Genomic DNA, 20,560 nt, shown 5'->3' with positions numbered 1-20,560 from the left:
CTATGCGCTGTTCGCCACGGCGGTGGTATTCGGCATCGCCACCATCTCCAATGACAACCTGCAAGACCTCAAGACCGGCCAGCTGGTCGGTGCCACGCCGTGGAAACAGCAGGTCGCGCTGGTCATCGGTGTCATCTTCGGCGGGCTGGTGATCGCCCCGGTGCTCGACCTGCTGAACAAGGCCTTCGGCTTCGCGGGCGCACCCGGTGCCGGCCCGAACGCGCTGGCGGCACCGCAGGCAGCGCTGATCTCATCGCTGGCCAAAGGCGTCTTCGGCGGCGACCTGAATTGGAAACTGCTTGGTCTCGGTGTCGCCATCGGCGCGGTGGTCATCCTGATCGACGAGTCGCTGCGGCGCACCACGAAGTTCGCCCTGCCACCGCTGGCGGTCGGCATGGGCATGTATCTGCCGATGTCGCTGACGCTCGTCATTCCCATCGGCGCGCTACTGGGCCGGTCGTATGACAAGTGGGCCGACCGCACCGGCGGCGATCAGGTGCTGGAGGTCGAGCAGAAGAAGCGCCTCGGCGTCCTGATGGCGACCGGCCTGATCGTCGGCGAGAGCCTGTTCGGGGTGGTGTTCGCAGGCATCGTGGCGGCCTCCGGCAGCGACAGCCCGCTCGCGGTGGTGGGCGAGAGCTTTGCGAGCTGGGCTGAGATCCTCGGCGTCGTGCTGTTCGTGGCGGTGATCGCCGGGCTGTACAAGTGGACAAGGCGCACGGCGACCACCGACTAGGTGATCAGCGATCCCGCTTGCGTAGCCGCGAAAGACCAAGCGCGCCAACGGCTCCCGCGGCAGCAGCGGCGAGGGCCTGCGGAACGCCCAGGCCGGGGCGGGTCAGCACCCGGGTGTTGATCACCGCGGGTGCGGGCGGCGAGACGGTGTTCTCACGCACGTTGTCCTTGGCCGTCGCCGCCCACGCGGTGGCGAACAGCACCAGCCGCGCGGTGATGTAGGCAAACACCATCAGGCCCAGCACCGGACCAAAGGTGGCGCCGGCCGGACCGGTGACCACCGACTGCAGGTAGACCGAGGCCACCAGCTTGAAGACCTCGAACCCGATGGCGGCGATCAGCCCGGCCCGCAGGCTGCTGCGGAAGCTGACCGATTCGCGGGGCAGCCGGGCGATCATCCAGGTGAACAGCAACCAGGACACCACCAGCCCCATCACCCGAGACGCCACCCCGAGAACGACGCTGAGCACCGGCGACTCCCCGATGCCGAACCAGTGCAGCACGTTCTGCATCACCGAGGTATTGCCCAGCGCGGAGAGCGCGACAGTCAACGCGATCGCCACGAAAGCGGAGAGCAACGCCAGCAGATCCGACAGCTTGGTCTTGACGAAACCAGGCGGCTTGCCGCGGAAATCGCCCCACATCTGGCTGAGCGCCTCGCGGAGATTGGCCATCCAGCCCAACCCGGCCCAGGCGGCCGTCGCCAGACCGATGATGCCGACCGAAGTGCGGGAGTCGATGGCCGAGTCCATCAGCTGGATCAGCTGGGTGCCCAGATCACCGCTGATCGATTCCCTGATCCGCGCTTCGACCTGGTTCAGCAAGTCCGGCCTGCTGGCCAGCACGAAACCGCCGGCGGCGAAGCCGACCATCAGCAGGGGGAACAGCGCGAAGATGGTGAAGTAGGTGACCCCGGCGGCGTAGAAATCGCCTTTGCTCGCGGTGTACTGCTCCTGGGCACGCATCACATGGTCGAACCACGGCATCTTCGCCCGAAACCGGTCCAGCACACCTGGCTTGTCGCCGGGCTCGGCCGGTTCGGTCATGCTGCCTCCCGGCGCTCACAGCAGTTGCGGAAGAAACCCTAACCGGTCATATACCCGCTTCATCGTTTTTGCAGACGCATCTCTGGCCCGGCGCGCCCCTGCGGCCAGCACCGCTTCCAGTTCAGCCGGATCGGCCAGGAACTCGTCGACCCGCGTCTTGATGGGCGTGACGAACTCGACGACAGCGTCCGCGGTGTCCTTTTTCAGGTCGCCGTACCCACGACCGGCGTATCCCTCGACGAGCGCGTCGAGGGCGGTGCCGGTGACGGCGGACTGGATGGTCAGCAGGTTCGACACCCCCGGCTTGGCTTCGGTGTCGAACCGGATCTCCCGGTCGCTGTCGGTGACGGCCGAGCGGATCTTCTTGGCGGTCTTGGCCGGATCGTCGAGCAGGCTGATCAGGCCGGTGTCGGTGGCCGCGGATTTGCTCATCTTCGCGGTCGGATCCTGCAGGTCGTAGATCTTGGCGGTCGCCTTGGGAATCATCACCTCCGGAACGACGAAGGTGTCCGGGAAACGTGCGTTGAACCGCTGTGCGACGTCGCGGGCCAATTCGAGGTGCTGACGCTGATCCTCACCGACCGGCACCAGGTGCGTGTCATAGAGCAACACGTCCGCGGCCTGCAGTACCGGATAGGTGAACAGGCCCACGGTGGTGGAATCGCTGCCCTGTTTGGAAGATTTGTCCTTGAACTGCGTCATCCGCGACGCCTGCCCGTAACCAGTGAAACAACCCAACACCCAAGCCAATTCGGCATGAGCCGGGACGTGGCTCTGGACGAACACCGTGGCGCGCGCCGGATCGATGCCCAGTGCGAGGTACTGCGCGGCGGTGACCAGCGTGCGCTTGCGCAGCAGTGCCGGATCCTGCGGAAGGGTGATCGCATGCAGATCGACGACGCAGAAGTACGCGTCGAAGGCGTCCTGCAGCCCGATCCACTGACTCACCGCACCAAGGGCGTTGCCGAGGTGGAGGGAATCGGACGTGGGTTGGACGCCGGAGAAGACGACGCGCTGACTGTTCTCGGAGCTCATGATGACGTCGATCTTTCCACTGCCGTCCTCAGCCCCCTCCACGGGTCAGTCTCTGCAGCACGTCGAGGAAGACCCGCCGCTCGTCGACCGCCAGCTCACCGAGCCAGCGCTCCTCGCCCGCCTGGATGTCGGCCTGCGCGGCGGCTTTGACGGCGCGACCGGATGCCGTGATCGCCAACAAGCGCACTCGACGGTCGTCCGGATCGGGTCGACGCTCGATGTGGCCGTCGGCCTGGAGGTCGTCGAGGGTGCGGATGATGCGGGTCTTGTCGGCGCCGATCGCGTCGGCCAACGCGGCCTGGGTGCGCATGGATGACCGGTCCAGGGCCGAGAGCACGACGTAGCCCCACATCGTGAGGCCGTGGGCGTCGAGGACCGGCTGCTCGGCAGCGATCATGTCGCGCAGCAGCGGGGCGATCATCGCGGCGAGGTCGGGGCGACGAGGAGTCTTCGGCACCGGCCCATGGTAGGTGTTGCCATATCGTATGCTAATGCTTATCGTAGGCGAATGCATACTAATTCACCCGACTTCCTCCCCCTTCATCGCCTCGCCGTGCTCGCCTCGATCGACGTGGTCGACGCCGTCCAACCCGGCGACCTGAACCGGCCGACGCCCTGCGCCGGGTGGAGACTCGTCGACCTGCTGGCCCACATGACGGTTCAGCATCGCGGATTCGCCGCGGCCGCAAGGGGTTCCGGAGCCGATCCGGCCATCTGGCGCGCCGAGACCGTCGTCGACGTCGTCACCGCCGACCCTGGCGCGGCCTATGCCGCCGCCGCCCACGACGTACTCGCCGCGTTCGCGACGGACGGCACGTCCGGTGTCGCGTTCGCACTCCCGGACTTCGGACCCGACGTCACCGTGCCGGGCGAGATGGCGATGGGATTCCACTTCGTCGACTACGCCGTCCACGGCTGGGACGTCGCCGCCGCACTCGGTGTGCCCTTCGAGCTACCCGCCGAGGTCGTTGCCGCCGTCCTCCCCCTGGCGCTGGCCGTGCCGGACGGCGACTTTCGGGAAGCCGACGGAGCACCGTTCGCCAGGGCCATCGAAGGTGGCAACGCGGACGACTTCGACCGCCTCCTGCGGCACCTCGGCAGGAGACCGGCGTGGAATCAGGCGTACTCGACGGTGACCGGGGCGTGATCCGACCACCGCAACGCGTAGGCGTCGGCCCGCTCCACCCGGGCCGAGACGACGCGCTCGGCCAGGTCACGCGTCGCCAGCTGGTAGTCGATCCGCCACCCTGCGTCGTTGTCGAAGGCCTTGCCGCGCCACGACCACCAGCTGTACGGGCCCGCGACGTCGGGATGCATCACCCTGACCACGTCCACCCACCCGGAGGCCAGCAGGTCCGTCAGCCACTGCCGCTCGGCGGGTAGGAAACCCGCCTTCTTCTGGTTTGCCTTCCACGCCTTGATGTCCGACGTCGTGTGGCCGATGTTCCAGTCACCGCACACCACCGCCTCGCGGCGCGTGCTACGCAGGACTTCCATGCGCGCGGCGACGGCCACCATGAACCGCTCCTTCTCCCGCTGCCGCTCGGTATCGGCCTCGCCGGTCGGAAAGTACACGCTGGCGACGGTCGCGTCTGCCGTGTCGACCTCCAGATAGCGGCCGTGGGCCGCGAACTCGTCGGCCTCTGGACCCACCAGGGCGCGGGTGATCGGGTAGCGGCTGAGCACAGCAACACCGTTGCGGCCCTTGAGATGTGGATCGGCTGACGCGAGATGCCAACCGTCGGCCATGGCGGGCGCCAATGCCTCAGCCAACTGATCGTCGTCCGCGCGGGTCTCCTGAAGACAGATGACGTCGGCGCGGGTCAGCTTGAGCCACGGCAGCATGCCGAGGTTCTCCGGCGATCGCTCCTTGACCGCTGCGCGGATGCCGTTGACGTTGATGGTGCTGACCGTCAGAGAAGACACAGCGCCAGACCCTAGTACAGCGGCGAACTTCCCCATTCTTGCGGTACCGCCGGTATCACCTTAGGGTCGCGGCATGCCAGAACGCGCGCCCATCCACGTCGGGTCCAGCGGTGAACCGATCGTCATGCTGCACCCCTTCCTGTGCTCGCAGAACGTGTGGCGCACCGTCGCAGACCAACTCGCCGAGACCGAACGCTTCGAGGTGTTCGCGCCGACGATGATCGGCCATCACGGCGGCCCCCGCGCGACGTCGTGGTTCATGGACACCACGGCACTCGTCGACGACGTCGAACGGCGAATGGACGCGCTCGGATGGGAGACCGCCCACGTCGTCGGCAACTCGCTCGGCGGGTGGGTGGCCTTCGAGTTGGAGCGTCGCGGGCGTGCCCGCACGCTCACCGCGATCGCTCCCGCGGGTGGCTGGTCGCAGCACTCGGTGACGAAGTACGAGACGGTGCTCAAGTTCCTGCTTGGCGGCCCGGCGCTGTTGGCCGCGCGGCTGCTCGGCCCACGGATCGTCGACCTGCCCTTCGTGCGACGGGTGGCGACGTTGCCCGTCAGCGGCCCCGCCGACGGGCCGAGCCACCCCGACCTCGTCGCGCTGGTCGACGACGCCACGCACTGCACGGCCTACGTTCAGCTACTGGTGAAGACACTGCGCCTGCCCGGCCTGCTGGAGCTCGCCGACGTCGCCACCCCCACGCAGTTGGTGCTGTGCGAGAAGGACAGGGTCTTCCCGACCCCGCGGGGCAACAAGTACTTCCTCGACCACCTGCCCCCGAACACGGAGGTGATTCGCCTCGAAGGCCTCGGCCACATCCCCATGCTCGAGGCGCCCGGCCGGGTTACCGAACTGATCGCCGACTTCATCGACGCGCACACCGAGCCGCAACGGCAGGCCCCGCCCGCGGGCTGAGCAAGCGATGGGCCGCGTCGGGCCCCGAGACGGCGTCAGCCCTTGATGCCCTCCAGCGCGGTGTTGAACGTCTTGCTCGGCCGCATCACGGTCGTGATCTTCTCCGGATCCGGGTAGTAATAGCCGCCGATGTCGACGGAGTCGCCCTGCACCTCGTTGAGTTCGGCCACGATGGCGTCCTCGTTCTCGGCGAGGTTCTTGGCCAGCGGCGCGAAGTGCTCGGCAAGCCCCTCGTCCTCGGTCTGCGCGGCGAGCTCCAACGCCCAGTACATGGCGAGGTAGAACTGGCTGCCACGATTGTCGAGCTCTCCGGTCTTGCGCGACGGATTCTTGTTGTTCTCCAACAACTTTCCTGTCGCCGCATCCAGCGTCTTGGCCAGGATCTTGGCCCGCTCGTTCTTCTCCTTGGTGCCCAAGTCCTCGAAGCTGACCGCCAGGGCCAGGAATTCGCCAAGCGAATCCCACCGCAGATGGTTCTCCTCGACCAACTGGCTGACGTGCTTGGGGGCCGAGCCGCCCGCACCCGTCTCGTACAGGCCGCCGCCAGCCATCAGCGGCACGATGGACAGCATCTTCGCACTGGTGCCCAGCTCGAGGATCGGGAAGAGGTCGGTCAGGTAGTCGCGCAGGATGTTGCCGGTCGCGGCGATCGTGTCCTGCCCGCGCATCGCGCGCTCGATCGTGTGCCGCATGGCCCGTTCCTGGCTCATGATCGAGATGTCGAGGCCCTCGGTGTCGTGATCCTTGAGGTAGGTGTTCACCTTCGTGCGCAGTTCGTTCTCGTGCGGGCGCTCCTGGTCCAACCAAAACACCACCGGCATGCCGGACTCCCGCGTTCGGGTGACGGCGAGCTTGACCCAGTCCCGAATCGGAGCGTCCTTGACGACCGGCATGCGCCAGATGTCGCCCTCTTCGACGTTCTGAGTCAGGAGCACCTCGCCGGAGTCGACGTCGACGATGTTGGCGACACCGTCCTCGGGAATCTCGAAGGTCTTGTCGTGGCTGCCGTACTCCTCGGCCTTCTGCGCCATCAGGCCGACGTTGGGGACGGTGCCCATGGTCGTGGGATCGAACTGCCCGTGGGTCTTGCAGAAGTTCACGATTTCCTGGTAGATCCGGGAGAACGTGGACTCCGGGTTGACCGCTTTGGTGTCCTTGGTACGTCCGTCGGCGCCGTACATCTTGCCGCCGAGGCGGATCATCGCGGGCATGGAGGCGTCCACGATCACGTCGCTGGGGGAATGGAAGTTCGAGATGCCCTTGGCCGAGTCCACCATGGCCAGCTCGGGCCGATGCTCATGGCAGGCGTGCAGGTCGCGAATGATCTCTTCGTGCTGCGTGGCGGAAAGGGTCTCGATCTTGGCGTACAGATCGGACAGGCCGTTGTTGACGTTGACGCCGAGTTCGTCGAACAGCGCCTGATGCTTGGCGAACGCGTCCTTGTAGAAGACCTTGACCGCGTGGCCGAAGACGATCGGGTGGCTGACCTTCATCATCGTCGCCTTGACGTGCAGCGAGAACATGACGCCGGTCTCATACGCGTCCTGCATCTCTGCCTCGAAGAAGTCGCAGAGCGCCTTCTTGCTCATGAACATGCTGTCGATGACGTCGCCGTCGTCGAGCTTGACCTCGGGCTTGAGGACGATGGTCTTGCCGGCTTCCCCTGATCGTGGGGTGGTCTCCAGGACCATCTTGACCGTGCGCGCCTTGTCCAGCGTCAGCGACTTCTCACCGTGGTAGAAGTCGCCGTGCCTCATCGTCGCCACGTGGGTGCGCGACGCCTGGCTCCACTTGCCCATGCTGTGGGGGTGCTTGCGGGCGTACTCCTTGACCGCCTTGGGCGCCCGTCGATCCGAATTGCCTTCGCGCAGAACGGGGTTGACCGCGCTGCCCAGGCACTTTCCGTACCGTTCCTTGATCTGCTTCTCTTCGTCGGTCTTCGCGTCACCGGGGTAGTCCGGAAGGTCGTAGCCCTTGGCCTTGAGCTCCTTGATGGCGGCCAGCAGCTGGGGCACCGAGGCGCTGATGTTCGGCAGCTTGATGATGTTGGTGTCCGGCAATTGGGTGAGCTCACCGAGTGCGGCCAGGTTGTCAGGCACGCGCTGCTCTTCGGTCAGGTAATCGGAGAACTCGGCGAGGATGCGCGCCGCCACGGAGATGTCGCTGGTCTTGACGTCGATGCCGGCAGCGCCGGCGAAGGCGCTGACCACCGGTAGAAAGGCGTAGGTCGCAAGCAGCGGGGCCTCGTCGGTCAGCGTGTAGATGATGGTCGGCTGTTCGGTCACTTATCAATCTCCCGGCGTCACGGTCTTCAGAGTTCAGTGGCAATTATCGCGTCGAATACGAACCTACGCGTAGCGGGTGTTCCCGAGGTGGCTTGGGTTCGGTCAGGCCCCGTCGACGATCCCGAACTCGCGAGCCCGTCGCACCGCGTCGCGCCGGTTACCGACCTGCAGCTTGGCCAGAATCGCCGAGACGTGATGGTCCACCGTCTTGGCGGACAGGTAGAGCCGCGTAGCGAGTTCGGCGTTGGTCAGGCCGCCGTCCATTAGCCGCAGCACCTCGACTTGGCGCGCCGTCAATCCGGCCGGGTTTGCCAGAGTGCTACCACGCCGCCGGGCGGGCACCCGCACGGCTCCGCTCGATCGCAGGTCACGGCGCACCTTGGCCGCGACGGCGCAGGCGCCCAAACGGTCAAGGCAGTCGACAGCACGCCGGATGCAATCGCCGTCACCCGAGTCGACGAGCGCCATTGCCGCCTCGTAAGGGGTTGCAAGACGGTCGAACTCGGCTGCCGCCTCCACACATCTGCCGTCCAGCAGTAGCCGGTAGGGCGCGGCCACACCGCGCAGGCCCGCGCACTCGGCGCCGGGATCGAGGCGGGCCAACCACATCGCGAGCTCGCCGCGAGCCCATTCCAGCCCGTCGATCGGGGCGTGTTCGAGGAGTTGCCAGCACTCCCCAATTCGCTCATCGCCGTCACCGGACAGCCAGGCCCGTTCGGTGAGCGCCGCGGCGGCGGGCAGCAGCCGGAGCGGCTCCCCGAATCGGCCCGCGAGCCGCCAGGCCGCGTCGATGTCTTCCCCACCACTGCCGTCGCGGCGTAGCGAGACAAGGGCACGAACCAGAAGCGGCCAGGTCCGCGCCAGCGGGGCGCTCGGACTGCGCAGCACCGCGTCGGCGTCGACGACGGCACGGTCCCAGTCGCCGGTGAGCAGCTCAAGGCGGCCGCGCGAGCCCAGCTGCCAGGCGTGACAGATCGGCAGGTCCCGCTCGATGGTGAGCGAAAGGCTGACGTCGAGAAGATCGGCGGCCGGACCGAGCCGCCGCTGCTCGACGTCCAGGTACGTGAGGTTGCTGTATCCGCTCGAGTAAATCTCGTCGAAGTGTTCGGGCGCCGCCTCGATGATCGACAGGATGGCGTCGCGGCCCACGCCGTCGCCTGCCAGCACGGCGCAGTAGCCCTCGATGAGCCCGACCCGCACCACCAACGTCGGATCGTCTGCCAGGTCGGCGATCTCGCAGGCCCGCGCCACCAGCGCCGAGGCCCGCCCGACATCGGTGGCCTGGACCGCGAGGAAGGCCTGCATCGCGTACGCGTGACCCAGCACAGCCAGGTCGGAGGGACTCCTGGAGGCGAGGTGGCCGTCGAGCGCGGCGATGGCCTGCGCGACGTGGTGCTCGGCCGTCGGACGGTTGGCGTTGTACCACTCGTACACCGACAGCGCGTGGTGATTGGCGCTGACCGCGGCAGTCAGCCCGGCCTGTTCGTGCAGGTGCAGCGCACGCCGGCAGGCCGCGATCGCATCGTCCAGCCGATCGGTGAGGTAGTACTCCTGGGCGAGCATTTCGAGCAGCTGCGCCTCGTCCACCGCCGCATACGGGCCGCCACGTGCCAATGCGGTCTCGAAGAACTGGGTCGCTTGGGTATGGGCGCCTGCGCGCACCGCGGCCCGGCCCGCACCGGTCGCCGCGCGCCGGATCCGGTCGCGATCCCCTGCGCCGAGTGCGTGGTGGGTGAGCACGGCCGGATCGGCTGGCGCGGCGGCTTCGAGCGCGTCGATCATCCGGCTGTGCAGCGCCGCCTCCGCACCCGGCGGAATGACGCTGGCGAGCGCGAGCCTGCACAAGTCGTGCCGGAACGCGACACCGCGTGATCCGCGGCTGATCAACTTGCCCTCGTCAAGGGCCCGTAGCGCAGGCAGCGTGACCCCGAGGTGGGTCAGCAGGTGATCCGGAATGGCCTCGGGGGCGCACACCAGCAGATGCAGGAGGTCCCATTCCGCGGTACCGAGGCCCACCGTCCTGGCCAAGATCGCGTCCCGAACGCTCGTCGGAAGTTCGTCGCCGGGATGGTCGAGCATCTCGACGACGAAGAAGGCATTGCCGCCCGTGATTCGTCGGAGGCGGTCGGGATCAACGGGCCGATCACCGATCAGATCGGCGATCGCGTCAAGACCCAGGGGTCGCAGCGAGAGCGAGGACGCGTGCGCCGAGCGGGCCACGTCGCCCAACAACGAACGCATCGGATGTCGGGTACCGATCTCGTCGTCGCGAACGATGCCAACCACCAATGAGCTCGTCCGCCGAATCCTGCGCAGGACGAAGCGGAGCAGATCTACCGTCGCCTGATCGGCCCAGTGCAGGTCGTCGATCACCAGCACCGACGGGGTCGCCTCCAGTTCGTCGAAGACCGCGGCGAAGATCTCGTGCGGTTGATCACCCTCGCGAAGCAGCCTGGCCGTGTGCGGCTGCCACTGCCCGATCAAGTCGTGAAGCGGACCCAACGGCCGCGGCGTCGACAACGGATCGCAGGCACCCCAGAGAACGCGCGGTGCCTCCGGTGAGCGTTCCACGCCCATTTCGACGCCCATTTCGACGCCCATCTCGACGAACATTTCGACGAACGACGTCTTGCCTGCGCCGGACTCGCCACTGACCACCACCAGGCCGCCTCGTCCGGCCCGCGCCTCCTGCATCCTGAGGGCGAATTCGTCGTGTTCGTGCTCGCGCCCGGTGAGCAACACGCTCCGACTTTACCGCGATCAACCTGCGCCGACGCCGATATAACGGGGCAGATTGGGAGGTGCGGGCGGTGAACATGGGGAAGATCTCCCGATGTGGGCGGGCCGGCGAGCGGCGAGTCTCGAAGTGCCCACCGGAGAGCGGTCGGGCACCTACGAGACAGGAGAATCAGCGATGAAGCGATTCATGATCGAACGCGAGATCCCCGGCGCGAGTGAGCTCACCGAGGCGCAATTGGCGGAGATCTCGAAGAAGTCCAACGCCGTGGCCGCCTCGCTGGGGGTGCCCTACCGATGGATTACCAGCTACGTGGCCGGAGACAAGATCTATTGCGTCCACGAGGCCGAGGACGAGGGGGCGATCCGGGAGCACGCCCGCCGCGGCGGCTTTCCCGCGAACACGGTGTCCGTCATCGCCAACGAGTTCGGCTCTCACACCGCCGAGTTGGCCGGTCGCTGACCGTGCCGGCCGCCCGCAGGCCGGGGCATCGCCCACCCACTGGCACCCACACCTTCGCGAAATATCTCCCGGGTCGCTTCACTCCCACCCCCAGGAATGAGATACGCTTCGCCTCGGTCATGAGTGCCAGCGCTAAGCCCCGGCTTGCTGGCCGGCAACCCTCCAACCGCGGTGGGGTGCCCTGGGTGATGACCAGGTTGAGTAGCCAACTGGTTTCTTGCATGACAGTTGGCCACACGGCAAGCGCGGGTCCGCAATGGCGGGCCCCCAGAGTAGACAGGGAAACCTGATGCGGAGGCCCACGTTGTGCAGTTGCAGCTGAACCATCCACGTTCTTGACCCGTGCCCTTCAGGGCACCCCCATCCCATTTCCAGGAGACATCCGCCATGACCGAAGAGATCGATCCGACCGCCACGTGGGCGTTCGAGACCAAGCAGGTGCACGCCGGCCAGACCCCCGACATCGCCACCAACGCGCGCGCACTGCCGATCTACCAGACCACGTCGTACACGTTCAACAACACCGAGCACGCCGCCGCCCTCTTCGGTCTCGCCGAGCCCGGCAACATCTACACCCGCATCATGAACCCCACCCAGGACGTGGTCGAGCAGCGGATCGCGACGCTCGAAGGTGGCGTCGCCGCGCTGTTCCTGGCCTCGGGCCAGGCCGCCGAGACGTTCGCGATCCTCAACCTGGCCAACGCCGGTGACCACATCGTGTCGAGCCCGCGGCTGTACGGCGGCACCTACAACCTCTTCCACTACACGCTGCCCAAGCTCGGCATCGAGACCACGTTCGTCGACGACCCCGACGACCTGAACTCCTGGCGGGCGGCCGTGCGGCCGAACACCAAGGCGTTCTTCGCCGAGACCATCTCCAATCCGCAGATCGACGTGCTCGACATCCCCGGCGTGTCCTCGGTGGCCCACGAGAACGGCGTGCCGCTGATCGTGGACAACACCATCGCGACGCCGTACCTCATCCAGCCGATCGCACACGGCGCCGACATCGTCGTCCACTCCGCCACCAAGTACCTCGGCGGACACGGCACGACGATCGCAGGCGTGATCGTCGACGGCGGCAACTTCGACTGGACGCAGGGCCGTCACCCAGGATTCACCACCCCCGATCCGAGCTACCACGGCGTCGTCTTCGCCGAGCTCGGGCCGCCCGCCTTCGCGCTCAAGGCCCGAGTGCAGTTGTTGCGCGACCTCGGCTCGGCGGCCTCGCCCTTCAACGCCTTCCTCGTCGCGCAGGGTCTGGAGACGCTGAGCCTGCGCCTCGAGCGGCACGTCGCGAACGCCCAGCGCGTCGCCGAATTCCTCAGCGCCCACGACGGCGTGACGTCGGTCAACTACGCGGGCCTGCCCACGTCACCGTGGTATGAGATCGGAAAGAAGCTGGCGCCCAAGGGAACCGGCGCCGTCCTTGCGTTCGAGCTGGCGGGGGGCATCGAGGCGGGCAAGGCGTTCGTCAATGCGCTGACGTTGCACAGCCACGTCGCGAACATCGGCGACGTGCGATCGCTGGTGATCCATCCGGCGTCCACGACTCACGCCCAGCTGTCCCCGGAGGAGCAGGCCGCCACCGGTGTGACGCCCGGCCTGGTGCGGCTCGCCGTCGGCATCGAGGGGATCGACGACATCCTCGCCGACCTCGAACAGGGCTTCGTCGCGGCCAAGGCGTTCTCCGGAGTGCCGCAGACCGCGGCATCGGTGTGAAAGCAAAAGAGTGACGATCATCGAAGCACCTGACGCACTTGCCACCCTCCCCGTCGAGGGTGAGGTCGGCATCCTCGACATCGGCTCGTTGACGCTGGAATCGGGCGAGGTGCTCGACGACGTGCGCATCGCGGTGCAGCGCTGGGGTGAACTCTCACCGGAGCGCGACAACGTCGTTGTCGTCCTGCACGCGCTGACCGGCGATTCGCACGTCACCGGTCCCGCCGGTCCAGACCACCCGACGCCAGGCTGGTGGGACGGTGTCGCAGGATCCGGCGCACCCATCGACACCGACCGCTGGTGCGCGCTCGCCACCAATGTGCTGGGCGGCTGCCGCGGCTCGACGGGCCCCAGTTCGCCTGCGCCGGACGGTAAGCCGTGGGGCTCACGCTTCCCGGCAATCACCGTGCGCGATCAGGTGAACGCGGATCTCGCCGCCCTCTCGGCGCTCGGCGTCACCCGGGTCGCCGCGGTCGTCGGTGGCTCGATGGGCGGAGCCCGCGCCCTGGAATGGATCGTCGGCCACCCCGACACCGTCCGGGCCGCACTGGTTCTGGCCGTGGGGGCGCGCGCCACCGCCGACCAGATCGGGACGCAGAGCACCCAGGTGTCGGCCATCAAGGCAGATCCGAACTGGCAGAACGGCGACTATCACGAGAGCGGACGGTCTCCGGATGCAGGCATCGAGATCGCGCGGCGCTTCGCGCACCTGACGTACCGCGGCGAGGCCGAGTTGGACGATCGGTTTGCCAATGATGCTCAGGGCGACGAGGATCCGATCAACGGTGGCCGTTACGCAGTGCAGAGCTACCTGGAACACCAGGGCGCCAAGTTGGCCCGGCGGTTCGACGCGGGCACCTACGTCGCGTTGACCGATGCGCTGAGCAGTCACGACGTCGGCCGTGGCCGCGGGGGTGTGGCCGCGGCGCTGAGCAGGGTCACGGCACCGGTGATCGTCGGCGGTATCACCTCTGACCGGCTGTACCCGTTGCGATTGCAGCAGCAGTTGGCCGATCTCCTCCCGACGTGCACCGGGTTGAACGTCGTCGAGTCGGCGTACGGTCACGACGGATTCCTCGTCGAGACCGAGGCAGTCTACGAATTGATCAGGCAGACACTGGAGTTCGCGTCCAAGTGAGCGTAGAAGAATCGCGGCAGCGATCCCTGTCGTTCGGCGAGGAGGCCGCCGCCTACGAGCGGGGCCGGCCGTCCTACCCCCCGGAGGCGATCAACTGGCTGCTGCCCTCCGGCGCGCGCGACGTCCTCGACCTCGGCGCGGGTACCGGCAAGTTGACCGTTCGCCTGGTCGAGCGCGGACTCCAGGTCACGGCCGTCGACCCCATCGCCGAGATGCTCGAAGTGCTCAGGGGCTCGTTGCCCGACGTTCCGGCGCTGCTGGGCACCGCGGAGGAGATACCGCTTCCCGACGACAGCGTCGACTCCGTACTGGTGGCCCAGGCTTGGCACTGGTTCGACCCCGAGCGGGCAGTCCGCGAGATAGCGAGGGTGTTGCGGCCGGGCGGTCGCATCGGCCTCGTGTGGAACGTGCGCGACGAACGGCTGGGCTGGGTGAAGGACCTCGGGCGCATCATCGGCCACGACGACGACCCGGAGAACAGGCGCGACGTGACGCTGCCAGCGCCGTTCACCGACGTGGAACGCCGCCAGTTCGAATGGACGAGTTACCTTACGCCGCAAGCACTCATCGACCTAGTGGCGTCGCGAAGCTACTGCATCACCTCACCTACGGCGGTTCGCGCCAAGACGCTGGACCGGGTGCGGCAACTCCTGGCAACGCATCCGGCGCTGGCCAACGCCAGTGGACTGGCACTGCCCTACGTCACGGTGGGCATCCGGGCCACGTTGGCCTAGCACCGAACCATCGCTCAAGCGCCGCAGCCAGTCCTGGCGCCTGTGCCGAATCGGCCGCCCAGGCCACGTAACCGTCCGGGCGCAGAAGCAACCCTGCCAGCGGCGAGCCCGCCACCCCCGCCGTGACCAGGTCGACGCGGTCGGCCCACTGCGCGGCCGCCGCAGCGAACGTGCCTCCGGACGCATCGACGAGTACCGGCCGCGCGTCGTGAAGCAGGTCGGCGAGGCGGCGTCCGTCGTGCAGTGCGAGGTCGGGGAACAACAGTCCCGACAGCGGATGCGCGTCACCGACGTCGTAGCGGACGTCGGATCCGGCCAGCAGCTGGGCCAAGTATCGACGCACCTCTGGCAACGTCACCAACTCGCCGAAAAGTGTTCGTAGCGCGTCGACTTCAGGTCCCGGTGCCATCAGTGCCGTCTGCGACAACGACTGCATCATCACCCGCTCCCCCACCGGACGACGCTCCGAGTCGTAGGTGTCCAGCAGATCGTCGGGGGCCCAGCCGTTGACGTGGGCGGCCAGTTTCCAGCCGAGATTCACCGCGTCCTGCAGGCCGAGGTTGAGACCAGGCCCGCCCATCGCGGAGTGCACGTGCGCGGCGTCGCCGAGCAGAAGGACGTTGCCTTCGCGGTAGGTACTCGCCTGCCTGCTGTTTTGTCCGTCGATGCGACGGAGCGCGTGCGGCCCCGGTCCGGTCGGCGCCTCGATCGGCAGGTCCACCCCGAGCACCCGCTGCGCGCTGTCTCGCATCTCCGCGAGCGTCATCGGCGTCTCGTCGAGTCCGGGCGTGCGCCCGAACTCGATCGTTCCGAGCAGGAGGCGGTCGGGCTGGAACTGCGCGGCGACCAGACCACCGCCGGCGAGCCTGGTGTGCCCGAAGGGAAGTCGACCGAAGCCGGGAATCAAATACCCGCCGTCGTCGGAGCGCAGCTCGTCGGGCAGCCGAACGTGTGCCAGGCGCGCCACCGTGTCCGACGTGGATCCCGGAAACTCGATGCCGACGGCCTTCCGCACCGGGCTGCGGCCACCGTCGGCGCCGACGAGGTAGGTCGCGGCGAGGTCGTAACCCCCCTCTGGTGAGGTCACTTCGGCGGTGACGCCGCCCGGTGACGGTACGAGCCCGACGAGTTCGTGACCCCACCGAACGTCGACCCCCAGGTCGTGCGCGCGCTTCTCCAGCAGGCGCACCAGGCGGGGTTGTTGCAGAAGCAGGGCATGCATGGGGTTGTCCTCGACGCCGAGGAAGTCGACGGGCAGCGCGGAGAACCGCCATTCGTGCACCGGCTGCGGCGGACCCTCCGGCCCGCCGAACGCGTGATAGAGACCCCGCATGTCGAGTTGGCGGATGACCTGTCCGACAAGCCCGTTGGCCTTTGGTTCGTCGCTGGGACCCGGCTGCTTGTCGAGCACGATCGACCGCACGCCGGCGAGCGCGAGCTCGCATGCCAGCATCAGTCCGTTCGGGCCCGCTCCCGAGATGACGACGGTGGCCTCCCCCGTCGCTTCGCTGACGTCAGCCACGATTGCTCCTCTTCGTTCGTTTCGGTGGTTCGGGCAGACCGGCCGCCACCGCCGCCATGCCCTCGCGCAACAGAGTGGTGATGGCCACCGGTGGGTCGGCCGCCGCGTAGGTGTCCATCGCCGCATCTCCCACGGCTCGCAACACGGCCGTCACCAGTCGCGGATACATGTCGCGGGTGGGATCCGTGCCGCTGCGTTCGGCAATCGCCTCAACCCATTCGTCGAACAGGTCTCGGGACATGGCATTGCGGATGTCGGCACTCATCAACAACTTTCGGATCTCCACCAGTTCCGCTCTTGACGGCGCGCGGTCTTCTTCGCTGGCGGCCTCACCGAAGTCGGCCTCCAGCGGGTCGAGCACGGCCTCGGTGATGGAGGTCCACAACGGCTCGTCGGCGGGACGCTCGCGCAGGGCGGCGATGCTGCGGCGCAGTCGTTCGGTCTGACGGTAGGCCAGCGCCTCGTACTTACCGGTGAAGTAGTTGTTGAAGGTGCGCAGCGACACCCCCGCCAGGTTGGCGATCGCCTCCCGTGTCACGTCGTCGAGACCACGCTCGAACGCCAGCGCCAAGGCCGCGTCGCTCAACGCCCTACGGGTGTCGGCTTTCTTGCGCTCGCGAAGTCCCGGCGATTCCCGTCCTGCCATGCCGCCACCGTACGCCCAAACTTGCACGGCATGCAAAATTGCCTGGTGGGCAACTTTGGATCGCTAACTGGTGCCCAGCGGATCGATCGTCCACGCGATGTACAGCATGGCCGCGCTGACCGTGGCAGTCGTGGCGAAGTCGACGGTCCGCGAGCGCACCACCAGCAGTCCCGCACGTTCCTCGGTCAGCGTCAGGCGCATGGCCGCCGCCACCCCGACCCCGATCGCCAACACCAGCGCGCCGCGGCGCCAGTAACCCGCGACCACCAGGGCGAACGCCGCGACCAGGAATAGACCAACGGTCAGTATCGGCCACTGCCCGGCGAACACCTTGTGGACGAATCCCCTTGGTGTCACTGCAATTTCGCCTCGTCGAGCTCGACGACGTTGGTAAGCAGGAAGGCTCTCGTCAGGGGCCCGACCCCACCCGGGTTCGGCGACACGTGACCGGCAACGTCCCACACGCCAGGGTGCACGTCGCCCACCAGCTTGCCCTCGGCGTCGCGGCTGACTCCCACGTCGACGACGGCGGCACCCGGCTTCACCATCTCCGGGGTCACCATGTGCGCAACGCCGACGGCAGCGATGACGATGTCGGCCTGCCGTGTCAGTGCGGGTAGATCGCGAGTTCCCGTGTGGCACAACGTCACCGTGGCATTCTCCGATCGCCGCGTCAGCAGCAGCCCCATCGGCCGCCCCACCGTGACCCCCCGCCCGATCACCACGACGTGCGCCCCGGCGATCGGTACCTCGAACCGGCGCAGCAGGTGCACGATCCCCCTCGGCGTGCACGGCAGCGGAGCCGCCTCGTTCAATACCAGGCGCCCGAGATTCATCGGATGCAGACCGTCGGCGTCCTTGGCCGGGTCGATGCGCTCCAGCGCCGCGTTCTCGTCGAGATGCCTGGGCAGCGGCAGCTGCACGATGTAGCCGGTGCACTCGGGGTTGGCGTTGAGCTCGTCGATCGTCGCGTCGAGGTCGGCCTGGCTGATGTCGGCGGGCAGGTCGCGCCGAATCGAGTTGATGCCGACCTTCGCGCAGTCGGCATGCTTGCCCCGCACGTAGGCCTGCGATCCGGGATCGTCGCCAACCAGGACCGTGCCAAGCCCCGGCGTGCGGCCGGCGGCGGTCAATGCCTCCACTCGCTTCTTGAGGTCGACGAAGATCTCGTCGCGCGTGGCCTTGCCGTCCAGAGTGATCGCTCCCACGCGATCATTGTGTCAGGCTCACCCCCATGAACACTCAGCCCAATGTGTTCACCGACGTGTTTGGCGAGGCCAAGCTCGGTCCGGTGACGTTGCGCAACCGCATCATCAAGGCGGCGACGTTCGAGGCGTCCACCCCCGATGCCCTCGTCACCGACGACCTCATCACCTATCACCGCCTGCCCGCCGCCGGCGGCATCGGGATGACGACCGTCGCCTACTGCGCGGTGACCCCCGGCGGACGCACCGACGGCTGGCAGCTGTGGATGCGGCCCGAGGCGGTGCCTGGGCTGCGTCGGCTGACCGACGCAATCCACGCCGAGGGTGCCGCCATCAGTGCCCAGATCGGGCACGCAGGTCCGGTCGCCAATGCCAAGACCAACAAGGCCCCCGCATACGCGCCGGTGCGCTTCTTCAACCCACTGTCGATGCGGTTCGCCAAGAAGGCCACCCGCGCCGACATCGACGACATCACCGCCGCCCACGCCAACGCCGCCCGGCTAGCCATCGAATCCGGCTTCGACGCCGTGGAGATCCATCTGGGCCACAACTATCTGGCCAGTTCGTTCCTCAGCCCGCTGATCAACCGTCGCACCGACGAGTTCGGCGGCTCGCTGGTCAATCGCGCCAAGGTCGCCCGCGGTCTGGTCCGGGCCGTCCGCGAGGCCGTCGGCGACCGCATCGCCGTGACCGCCAAGCTCAACATGTCCGACGGCGTGCGGGGTGGCATCGCGCTCGAGGAATCCATCCAGACCGCGAAGTGGCTGGAGGACGACGGCGGACTGGACGCCCTCGAGCTGACCGCGGGGAGCTCACTGCTCAACCCGCTATACCTGTTCCGCGGCGACGCCCCCATCAAGGAGTTCGCCAACGCCTTCAAGCCGCCGCTGCGGTGGGGCATCAGGATGAGCGGCAAGAAGTTCCTCCGCGAGTACCCCTACCGCGAGGCCTATCTGATGGACCAGGCGAAGCAGTTTCGCGCGGAGCTCTCCATGCCGCTGATCCTGTTGGGCGGCATCACCAATCGCGAGACGATGGATCTGGCGATGGCCGAGGGATTCGACTTCGTGGCGATGGGTCGCGCGGTGCTCGCCGAACCCGATCTGGTCAACCGCATCAGGGACGAGGACCCCGGGCACGCGGTGCGTTCACTGTGCACCCACTGCAACAAGTGCATGGCCACGATCTACAGCCAGACGCACTGCGTGGTGACGGGCTCGCCGGGCTAGCCGCCACCCACCTCGGCGGGCAACGGCGGCGGAAGGGGTGTCGTCGACGTGGGAGTCGTGGCGGTGGGCGTCGGTGGTGCCGACGTCGTCGGGGTGGCCCCAGAGGTCGTGGGAGTGGCCCCAGAGGTCGTGGGGGTGGACGACGAAGCCTGGCCGTGGAATTCGACCATCGGCTCCTCGCGGATCACCGTGCCGCCGGAGCTGATGGTCAACGCGCTCGACGTCACGGTGTACGTGATCCCGTCGTTCTCGGCGACGTATCCCCCGCCACTGGCCGGTTCGGCGACGAGGATGAGGCGCGCACCGTCGCGCACCCGAACTCCGCGGTACTGGTACTGGGAACTCTCGGTGCAAATCGCCACTCGCGAGCTCGCGGTCCGGCCGAACGCCACGGCCGTCGCAGGTGCTTCGCACCGCGCCGTCGAATCGATGAAGCCACGTTGGTCGGTGCGATCGCTGGGCTCGGCAGCGGCGATCGGAAGCACGCTCACGGGGACTGCGAGACACACCACGACCCCCAGGACCCCGAGGACCCCGAGGACCCCGAGGACCCCGGGCACCCCGAGCCTTCCCCTATGCCAGCCCATGCCCCGTGCCTCCCATCCGCGTCAACTTCGTGCGTTCCATTGTCATTAGCCCCATCGTCATCAGCCCCATCGTTGCACTCCGAACACGGTGAACGCGGGAAGCGGGCGGCCGGTCGGGCGATCAAAATCCTCGGCCACCCACTAGACCTGCGCGCCCCGTCGGGATGGTCCGCAGCTCCGCTGAACGGCAAACCGCGCTGCGGCGGCCCCTGCGCGATCACCGACGCGGCACGCTGGGGCTTTGCCCGGCTGAGGTGGGGCTCGCCTGGACCGGCGCCACAGTCCGCGGCGATACCGATAGAGTCGTCTCCGATGACGCGACCAGCCTCACCCGCGCTGACCGTTAGGTACGACGGGTCTCCTCGCACCTTCTCGCCGGGCAACGACGTGGTCGTCGGCCGCGATCTTCGCGCCGACGTACGCGTCGCCCACCCGTTGATCTCGCGGGCGCACCTGATTCTGCGCTTCGATCAGGGGCGCTGGATCGCGATCGACAACAGCAGTCTCAACGGTCTGTACGTCAATGGCCACCGCGTGCCGATGGTCGAGGTGTCAGACGGCCTCGGCATCAACATCGGTAACCCAGACGGACCGCGCCTGACGTTCGAGGTGGGCCGCCACCAAGGCTCGGCGGG

20 protein-coding genes and 1 riboswitch are annotated in these 20,560 nt (G+C 67.5%); of the genes, 9 read left to right on the top strand and 11 right to left on the bottom strand.

From position 1 onward, the window contains the following. A partial coding sequence (locus ABW137_RS11640) for an OPT family oligopeptide transporter (RefSeq protein WP_526399990.1) occupies positions 1 to 736 on the top strand: 736 nt, incomplete at its 5' end. A 4-nt stretch (positions 737 to 740) separates the two neighbouring features. Here the strand turns inward: ABW137_RS11640 and yhjD are convergent. The 3 genes from yhjD to ABW137_RS11625 are packed head-to-tail and all read right to left on the bottom strand — an operon-like array spanning position 741 to position 3,237. After that, positions 741 to 1,781: an inner membrane protein YhjD gene (gene yhjD, locus ABW137_RS11635; RefSeq protein WP_526399988.1), complete on the bottom strand. Its 1,041-nt coding sequence runs from the start codon at positions 1,779 to 1,781 to the stop codon at positions 741 to 743. Positions 1,782 to 1,796: 15 nt separating this feature from the next. Then, complete coding sequence (gene trpS / locus ABW137_RS11630; RefSeq protein WP_526399998.1) at positions 1,797 to 2,816, bottom strand: tryptophan--tRNA ligase; 1,020 nt, start codon at positions 2,814 to 2,816, stop codon at positions 1,797 to 1,799. A gap of 28 nt (positions 2,817 to 2,844) precedes the next feature. After that, the gene (locus tag ABW137_RS11625; protein ID WP_526399996.1) at positions 2,845 to 3,237 is read right to left on the bottom strand and encodes a MarR family winged helix-turn-helix transcriptional regulator; all 393 of its coding nucleotides are present in this window, start codon (positions 3,235 to 3,237) and stop codon (positions 2,845 to 2,847) included. A gap of 87 nt (positions 3,238 to 3,324) precedes the next feature. Here ABW137_RS11625 and ABW137_RS11620 point away from each other — a divergent pair, with 87 nt between their 5' ends. After that, positions 3,325 to 3,963, top strand: coding sequence for a TIGR03086 family metal-binding protein (locus ABW137_RS11620; protein WP_526399986.1), 639 nt, complete (start codon positions 3,325 to 3,327; stop codon positions 3,961 to 3,963). On the opposite strand, the gene ABW137_RS11615 is transcribed toward ABW137_RS11620, so the two are convergent. After that, a complete protein-coding gene (locus ABW137_RS11615; RefSeq protein WP_526399994.1) occupies positions 3,933 to 4,733 on the bottom strand; it encodes an exodeoxyribonuclease III in 801 nt (266 codons plus the stop codon). The genes ABW137_RS11620 and ABW137_RS11615 overlap by 31 nt on opposite strands. A gap of 82 nt (positions 4,734 to 4,815) precedes the next feature. Here ABW137_RS11615 and ephH point away from each other — a divergent pair, with 82 nt between their 5' ends. After that, positions 4,816 to 5,658 carry an epoxide hydrolase EphH gene (ephH, locus tag ABW137_RS11610; protein ID WP_526399984.1) on the top strand — a complete coding sequence of 281 codons (843 nt, stop codon included), beginning with the start codon at positions 4,816 to 4,818 and terminating at the stop codon, positions 5,656 to 5,658. A 35-nt stretch (positions 5,659 to 5,693) separates the two neighbouring features. Here the strand turns inward: ephH and ABW137_RS11605 are convergent, their stop codons facing one another. Next, positions 5,694 to 7,943, bottom strand: a complete 2,250-nt coding sequence (locus ABW137_RS11605; RefSeq protein WP_526399982.1) for an NADP-dependent isocitrate dehydrogenase — start codon at positions 7,941 to 7,943, stop codon at positions 5,694 to 5,696. Positions 7,944 to 8,045: 102 nt separating this feature from the next. Then, the gene (locus tag ABW137_RS11600; protein ID WP_526399980.1) at positions 8,046 to 10,685 is read right to left on the bottom strand and encodes an ATP-binding protein; all 2,640 of its coding nucleotides are present in this window, start codon (positions 10,683 to 10,685) and stop codon (positions 8,046 to 8,048) included. Positions 10,686 to 10,857: 172 nt separating this feature from the next. Here ABW137_RS11600 and ABW137_RS11595 point away from each other — a divergent pair, with 172 nt between their 5' ends. From ABW137_RS11595 to ABW137_RS11580, 4 genes are all read left to right on the top strand, one after another. Then, complete coding sequence (locus tag ABW137_RS11595) at positions 10,858 to 11,142, top strand: nickel-binding protein (RefSeq protein ID WP_526399978.1); 285 nt, start codon at positions 10,858 to 10,860, stop codon at positions 11,140 to 11,142. A gap of 115 nt (positions 11,143 to 11,257) precedes the next feature. Next, positions 11,258 to 11,394, top strand: a riboswitch (SAM riboswitch). A gap of 135 nt (positions 11,395 to 11,529) precedes the next feature. Continuing rightward, on the top strand, positions 11,530 to 12,864 hold the full coding sequence (locus ABW137_RS11590) for a bifunctional o-acetylhomoserine/o-acetylserine sulfhydrylase (protein WP_526399976.1): 1,335 nt from the start codon (positions 11,530 to 11,532) through the stop codon (positions 12,862 to 12,864). A gap of 16 nt (positions 12,865 to 12,880) precedes the next feature. After that, on the top strand, positions 12,881 to 14,002 hold the full coding sequence (gene metX / locus ABW137_RS11585) for a homoserine O-acetyltransferase MetX (protein WP_526399992.1): 1,122 nt from the start codon (positions 12,881 to 12,883) through the stop codon (positions 14,000 to 14,002). Further along, a complete protein-coding gene (locus ABW137_RS11580) occupies positions 13,999 to 14,736 on the top strand; it encodes a class I SAM-dependent methyltransferase (RefSeq protein WP_526399974.1) in 738 nt (245 codons plus the stop codon). The genes metX and ABW137_RS11580 overlap by 4 nt, the downstream gene beginning before the upstream one ends. On the opposite strand, the gene ABW137_RS11575 is transcribed toward ABW137_RS11580, so the two are convergent. The 4 genes from ABW137_RS11575 to ABW137_RS11560 form a co-directional block, all read right to left on the bottom strand. After that, complete coding sequence (locus ABW137_RS11575; RefSeq protein ID WP_526399972.1) at positions 14,705 to 16,258, bottom strand: FAD-dependent oxidoreductase; 1,554 nt, start codon at positions 16,256 to 16,258, stop codon at positions 14,705 to 14,707. The genes ABW137_RS11580 and ABW137_RS11575 overlap by 32 nt on opposite strands. Beyond that, positions 16,251 to 16,904 (bottom strand): TetR/AcrR family transcriptional regulator, encoded by a 654-nt coding sequence (locus tag ABW137_RS11570; protein ID WP_526399970.1) that lies wholly within the window; start codon positions 16,902 to 16,904, stop codon positions 16,251 to 16,253. The genes ABW137_RS11575 and ABW137_RS11570 overlap by 8 nt, the downstream gene beginning before the upstream one ends. A 63-nt stretch (positions 16,905 to 16,967) precedes the next feature. Further along, positions 16,968 to 17,261, bottom strand: a complete 294-nt coding sequence (locus ABW137_RS11565) for a DUF3017 domain-containing protein (RefSeq protein WP_526399968.1) — start codon at positions 17,259 to 17,261, stop codon at positions 16,968 to 16,970. Further along, complete coding sequence (locus ABW137_RS11560) at positions 17,258 to 18,112, bottom strand: bifunctional methylenetetrahydrofolate dehydrogenase/methenyltetrahydrofolate cyclohydrolase (RefSeq protein ID WP_526399966.1); 855 nt, start codon at positions 18,110 to 18,112, stop codon at positions 17,258 to 17,260. Before ABW137_RS11560 ends, ABW137_RS11565 begins: the two co-directional genes overlap by 4 nt. A 26-nt stretch (positions 18,113 to 18,138) precedes the next feature. Between ABW137_RS11560 and ABW137_RS11555 the strand changes: the two genes are divergently transcribed. Then, the gene (locus tag ABW137_RS11555; RefSeq protein WP_526399964.1) at positions 18,139 to 19,338 is read left to right on the top strand and encodes an NADH:flavin oxidoreductase; all 1,200 of its coding nucleotides are present in this window, start codon (positions 18,139 to 18,141) and stop codon (positions 19,336 to 19,338) included. Here ABW137_RS11555 and ABW137_RS11550 read toward each other — a convergent pair. Further along, positions 19,335 to 19,925 carry a hypothetical protein gene (locus ABW137_RS11550; protein WP_526399962.1) on the bottom strand — a complete coding sequence of 197 codons (591 nt, stop codon included), beginning with the start codon at positions 19,923 to 19,925 and terminating at the stop codon, positions 19,335 to 19,337. The genes ABW137_RS11555 and ABW137_RS11550 overlap by 4 nt on opposite strands. A gap of 312 nt (positions 19,926 to 20,237) precedes the next feature. Between ABW137_RS11550 and ABW137_RS11545 the strand changes: the two genes are divergently transcribed. Next, a partial coding sequence (locus tag ABW137_RS11545; RefSeq protein WP_526399960.1) for an FHA domain-containing protein occupies positions 20,238 to 20,560 on the top strand: 323 nt, incomplete at its 3' end.

It is taken from the genome of Mycobacterium sp. (genome assembly GCF_040509115.1).
Lineage (GTDB): Bacteria > Actinomycetota > Actinomycetes > Mycobacteriales > Mycobacteriaceae > Mycobacterium.
The sequence above is the reverse complement of the archived record's forward strand: the minus strand, read 5'-3'. Positions and strand labels throughout refer to the sequence as shown.

What these genes read in the sequence shown, in the direction of transcription:
- ABW137_RS11625 (WP_526399996.1), bottom strand. Translation starts at nt 3,237, where the DNA reads ATGATCGCCCCGCTGCTGCGCGACATGATCGCTGCCGAGCAGCCGGTC.
- ABW137_RS11570 (WP_526399970.1), bottom strand. Translation starts at nt 16,904, where the DNA reads ATGGCAGGACGGGAATCGCCGGGACTTCGCGAGCGCAAGAAAGCCGAC.
- ABW137_RS11590 (WP_526399976.1), top strand. Translation starts at nt 11,530, where the DNA reads ATGACCGAAGAGATCGATCCGACCGCCACGTGGGCGTTCGAGACCAAG.
- ABW137_RS11550 (WP_526399962.1), bottom strand. Translation starts at nt 19,925, where the DNA reads ATGGGCTGGCATAGGGGAAGGCTCGGGGTGCCCGGGGTCCTCGGGGTC.
- ABW137_RS11595 (WP_526399978.1), top strand. Translation starts at nt 10,858, where the DNA reads ATGAAGCGATTCATGATCGAACGCGAGATCCCCGGCGCGAGTGAGCTC.
- ABW137_RS11555 (WP_526399964.1), top strand. Translation starts at nt 18,139, where the DNA reads ATGAACACTCAGCCCAATGTGTTCACCGACGTGTTTGGCGAGGCCAAG.
- ephH (WP_526399984.1), top strand. Translation starts at nt 4,816, where the DNA reads ATGCCAGAACGCGCGCCCATCCACGTCGGGTCCAGCGGTGAACCGATC.
- yhjD (WP_526399988.1), bottom strand. Translation starts at nt 1,781, where the DNA reads ATGACCGAACCGGCCGAGCCCGGCGACAAGCCAGGTGTGCTGGACCGG.
- ABW137_RS11620 (WP_526399986.1), top strand. Translation starts at nt 3,325, where the DNA reads ATGCATACTAATTCACCCGACTTCCTCCCCCTTCATCGCCTCGCCGTG.
- trpS (WP_526399998.1), bottom strand. Translation starts at nt 2,816, where the DNA reads ATGAGCTCCGAGAACAGTCAGCGCGTCGTCTTCTCCGGCGTCCAACCC.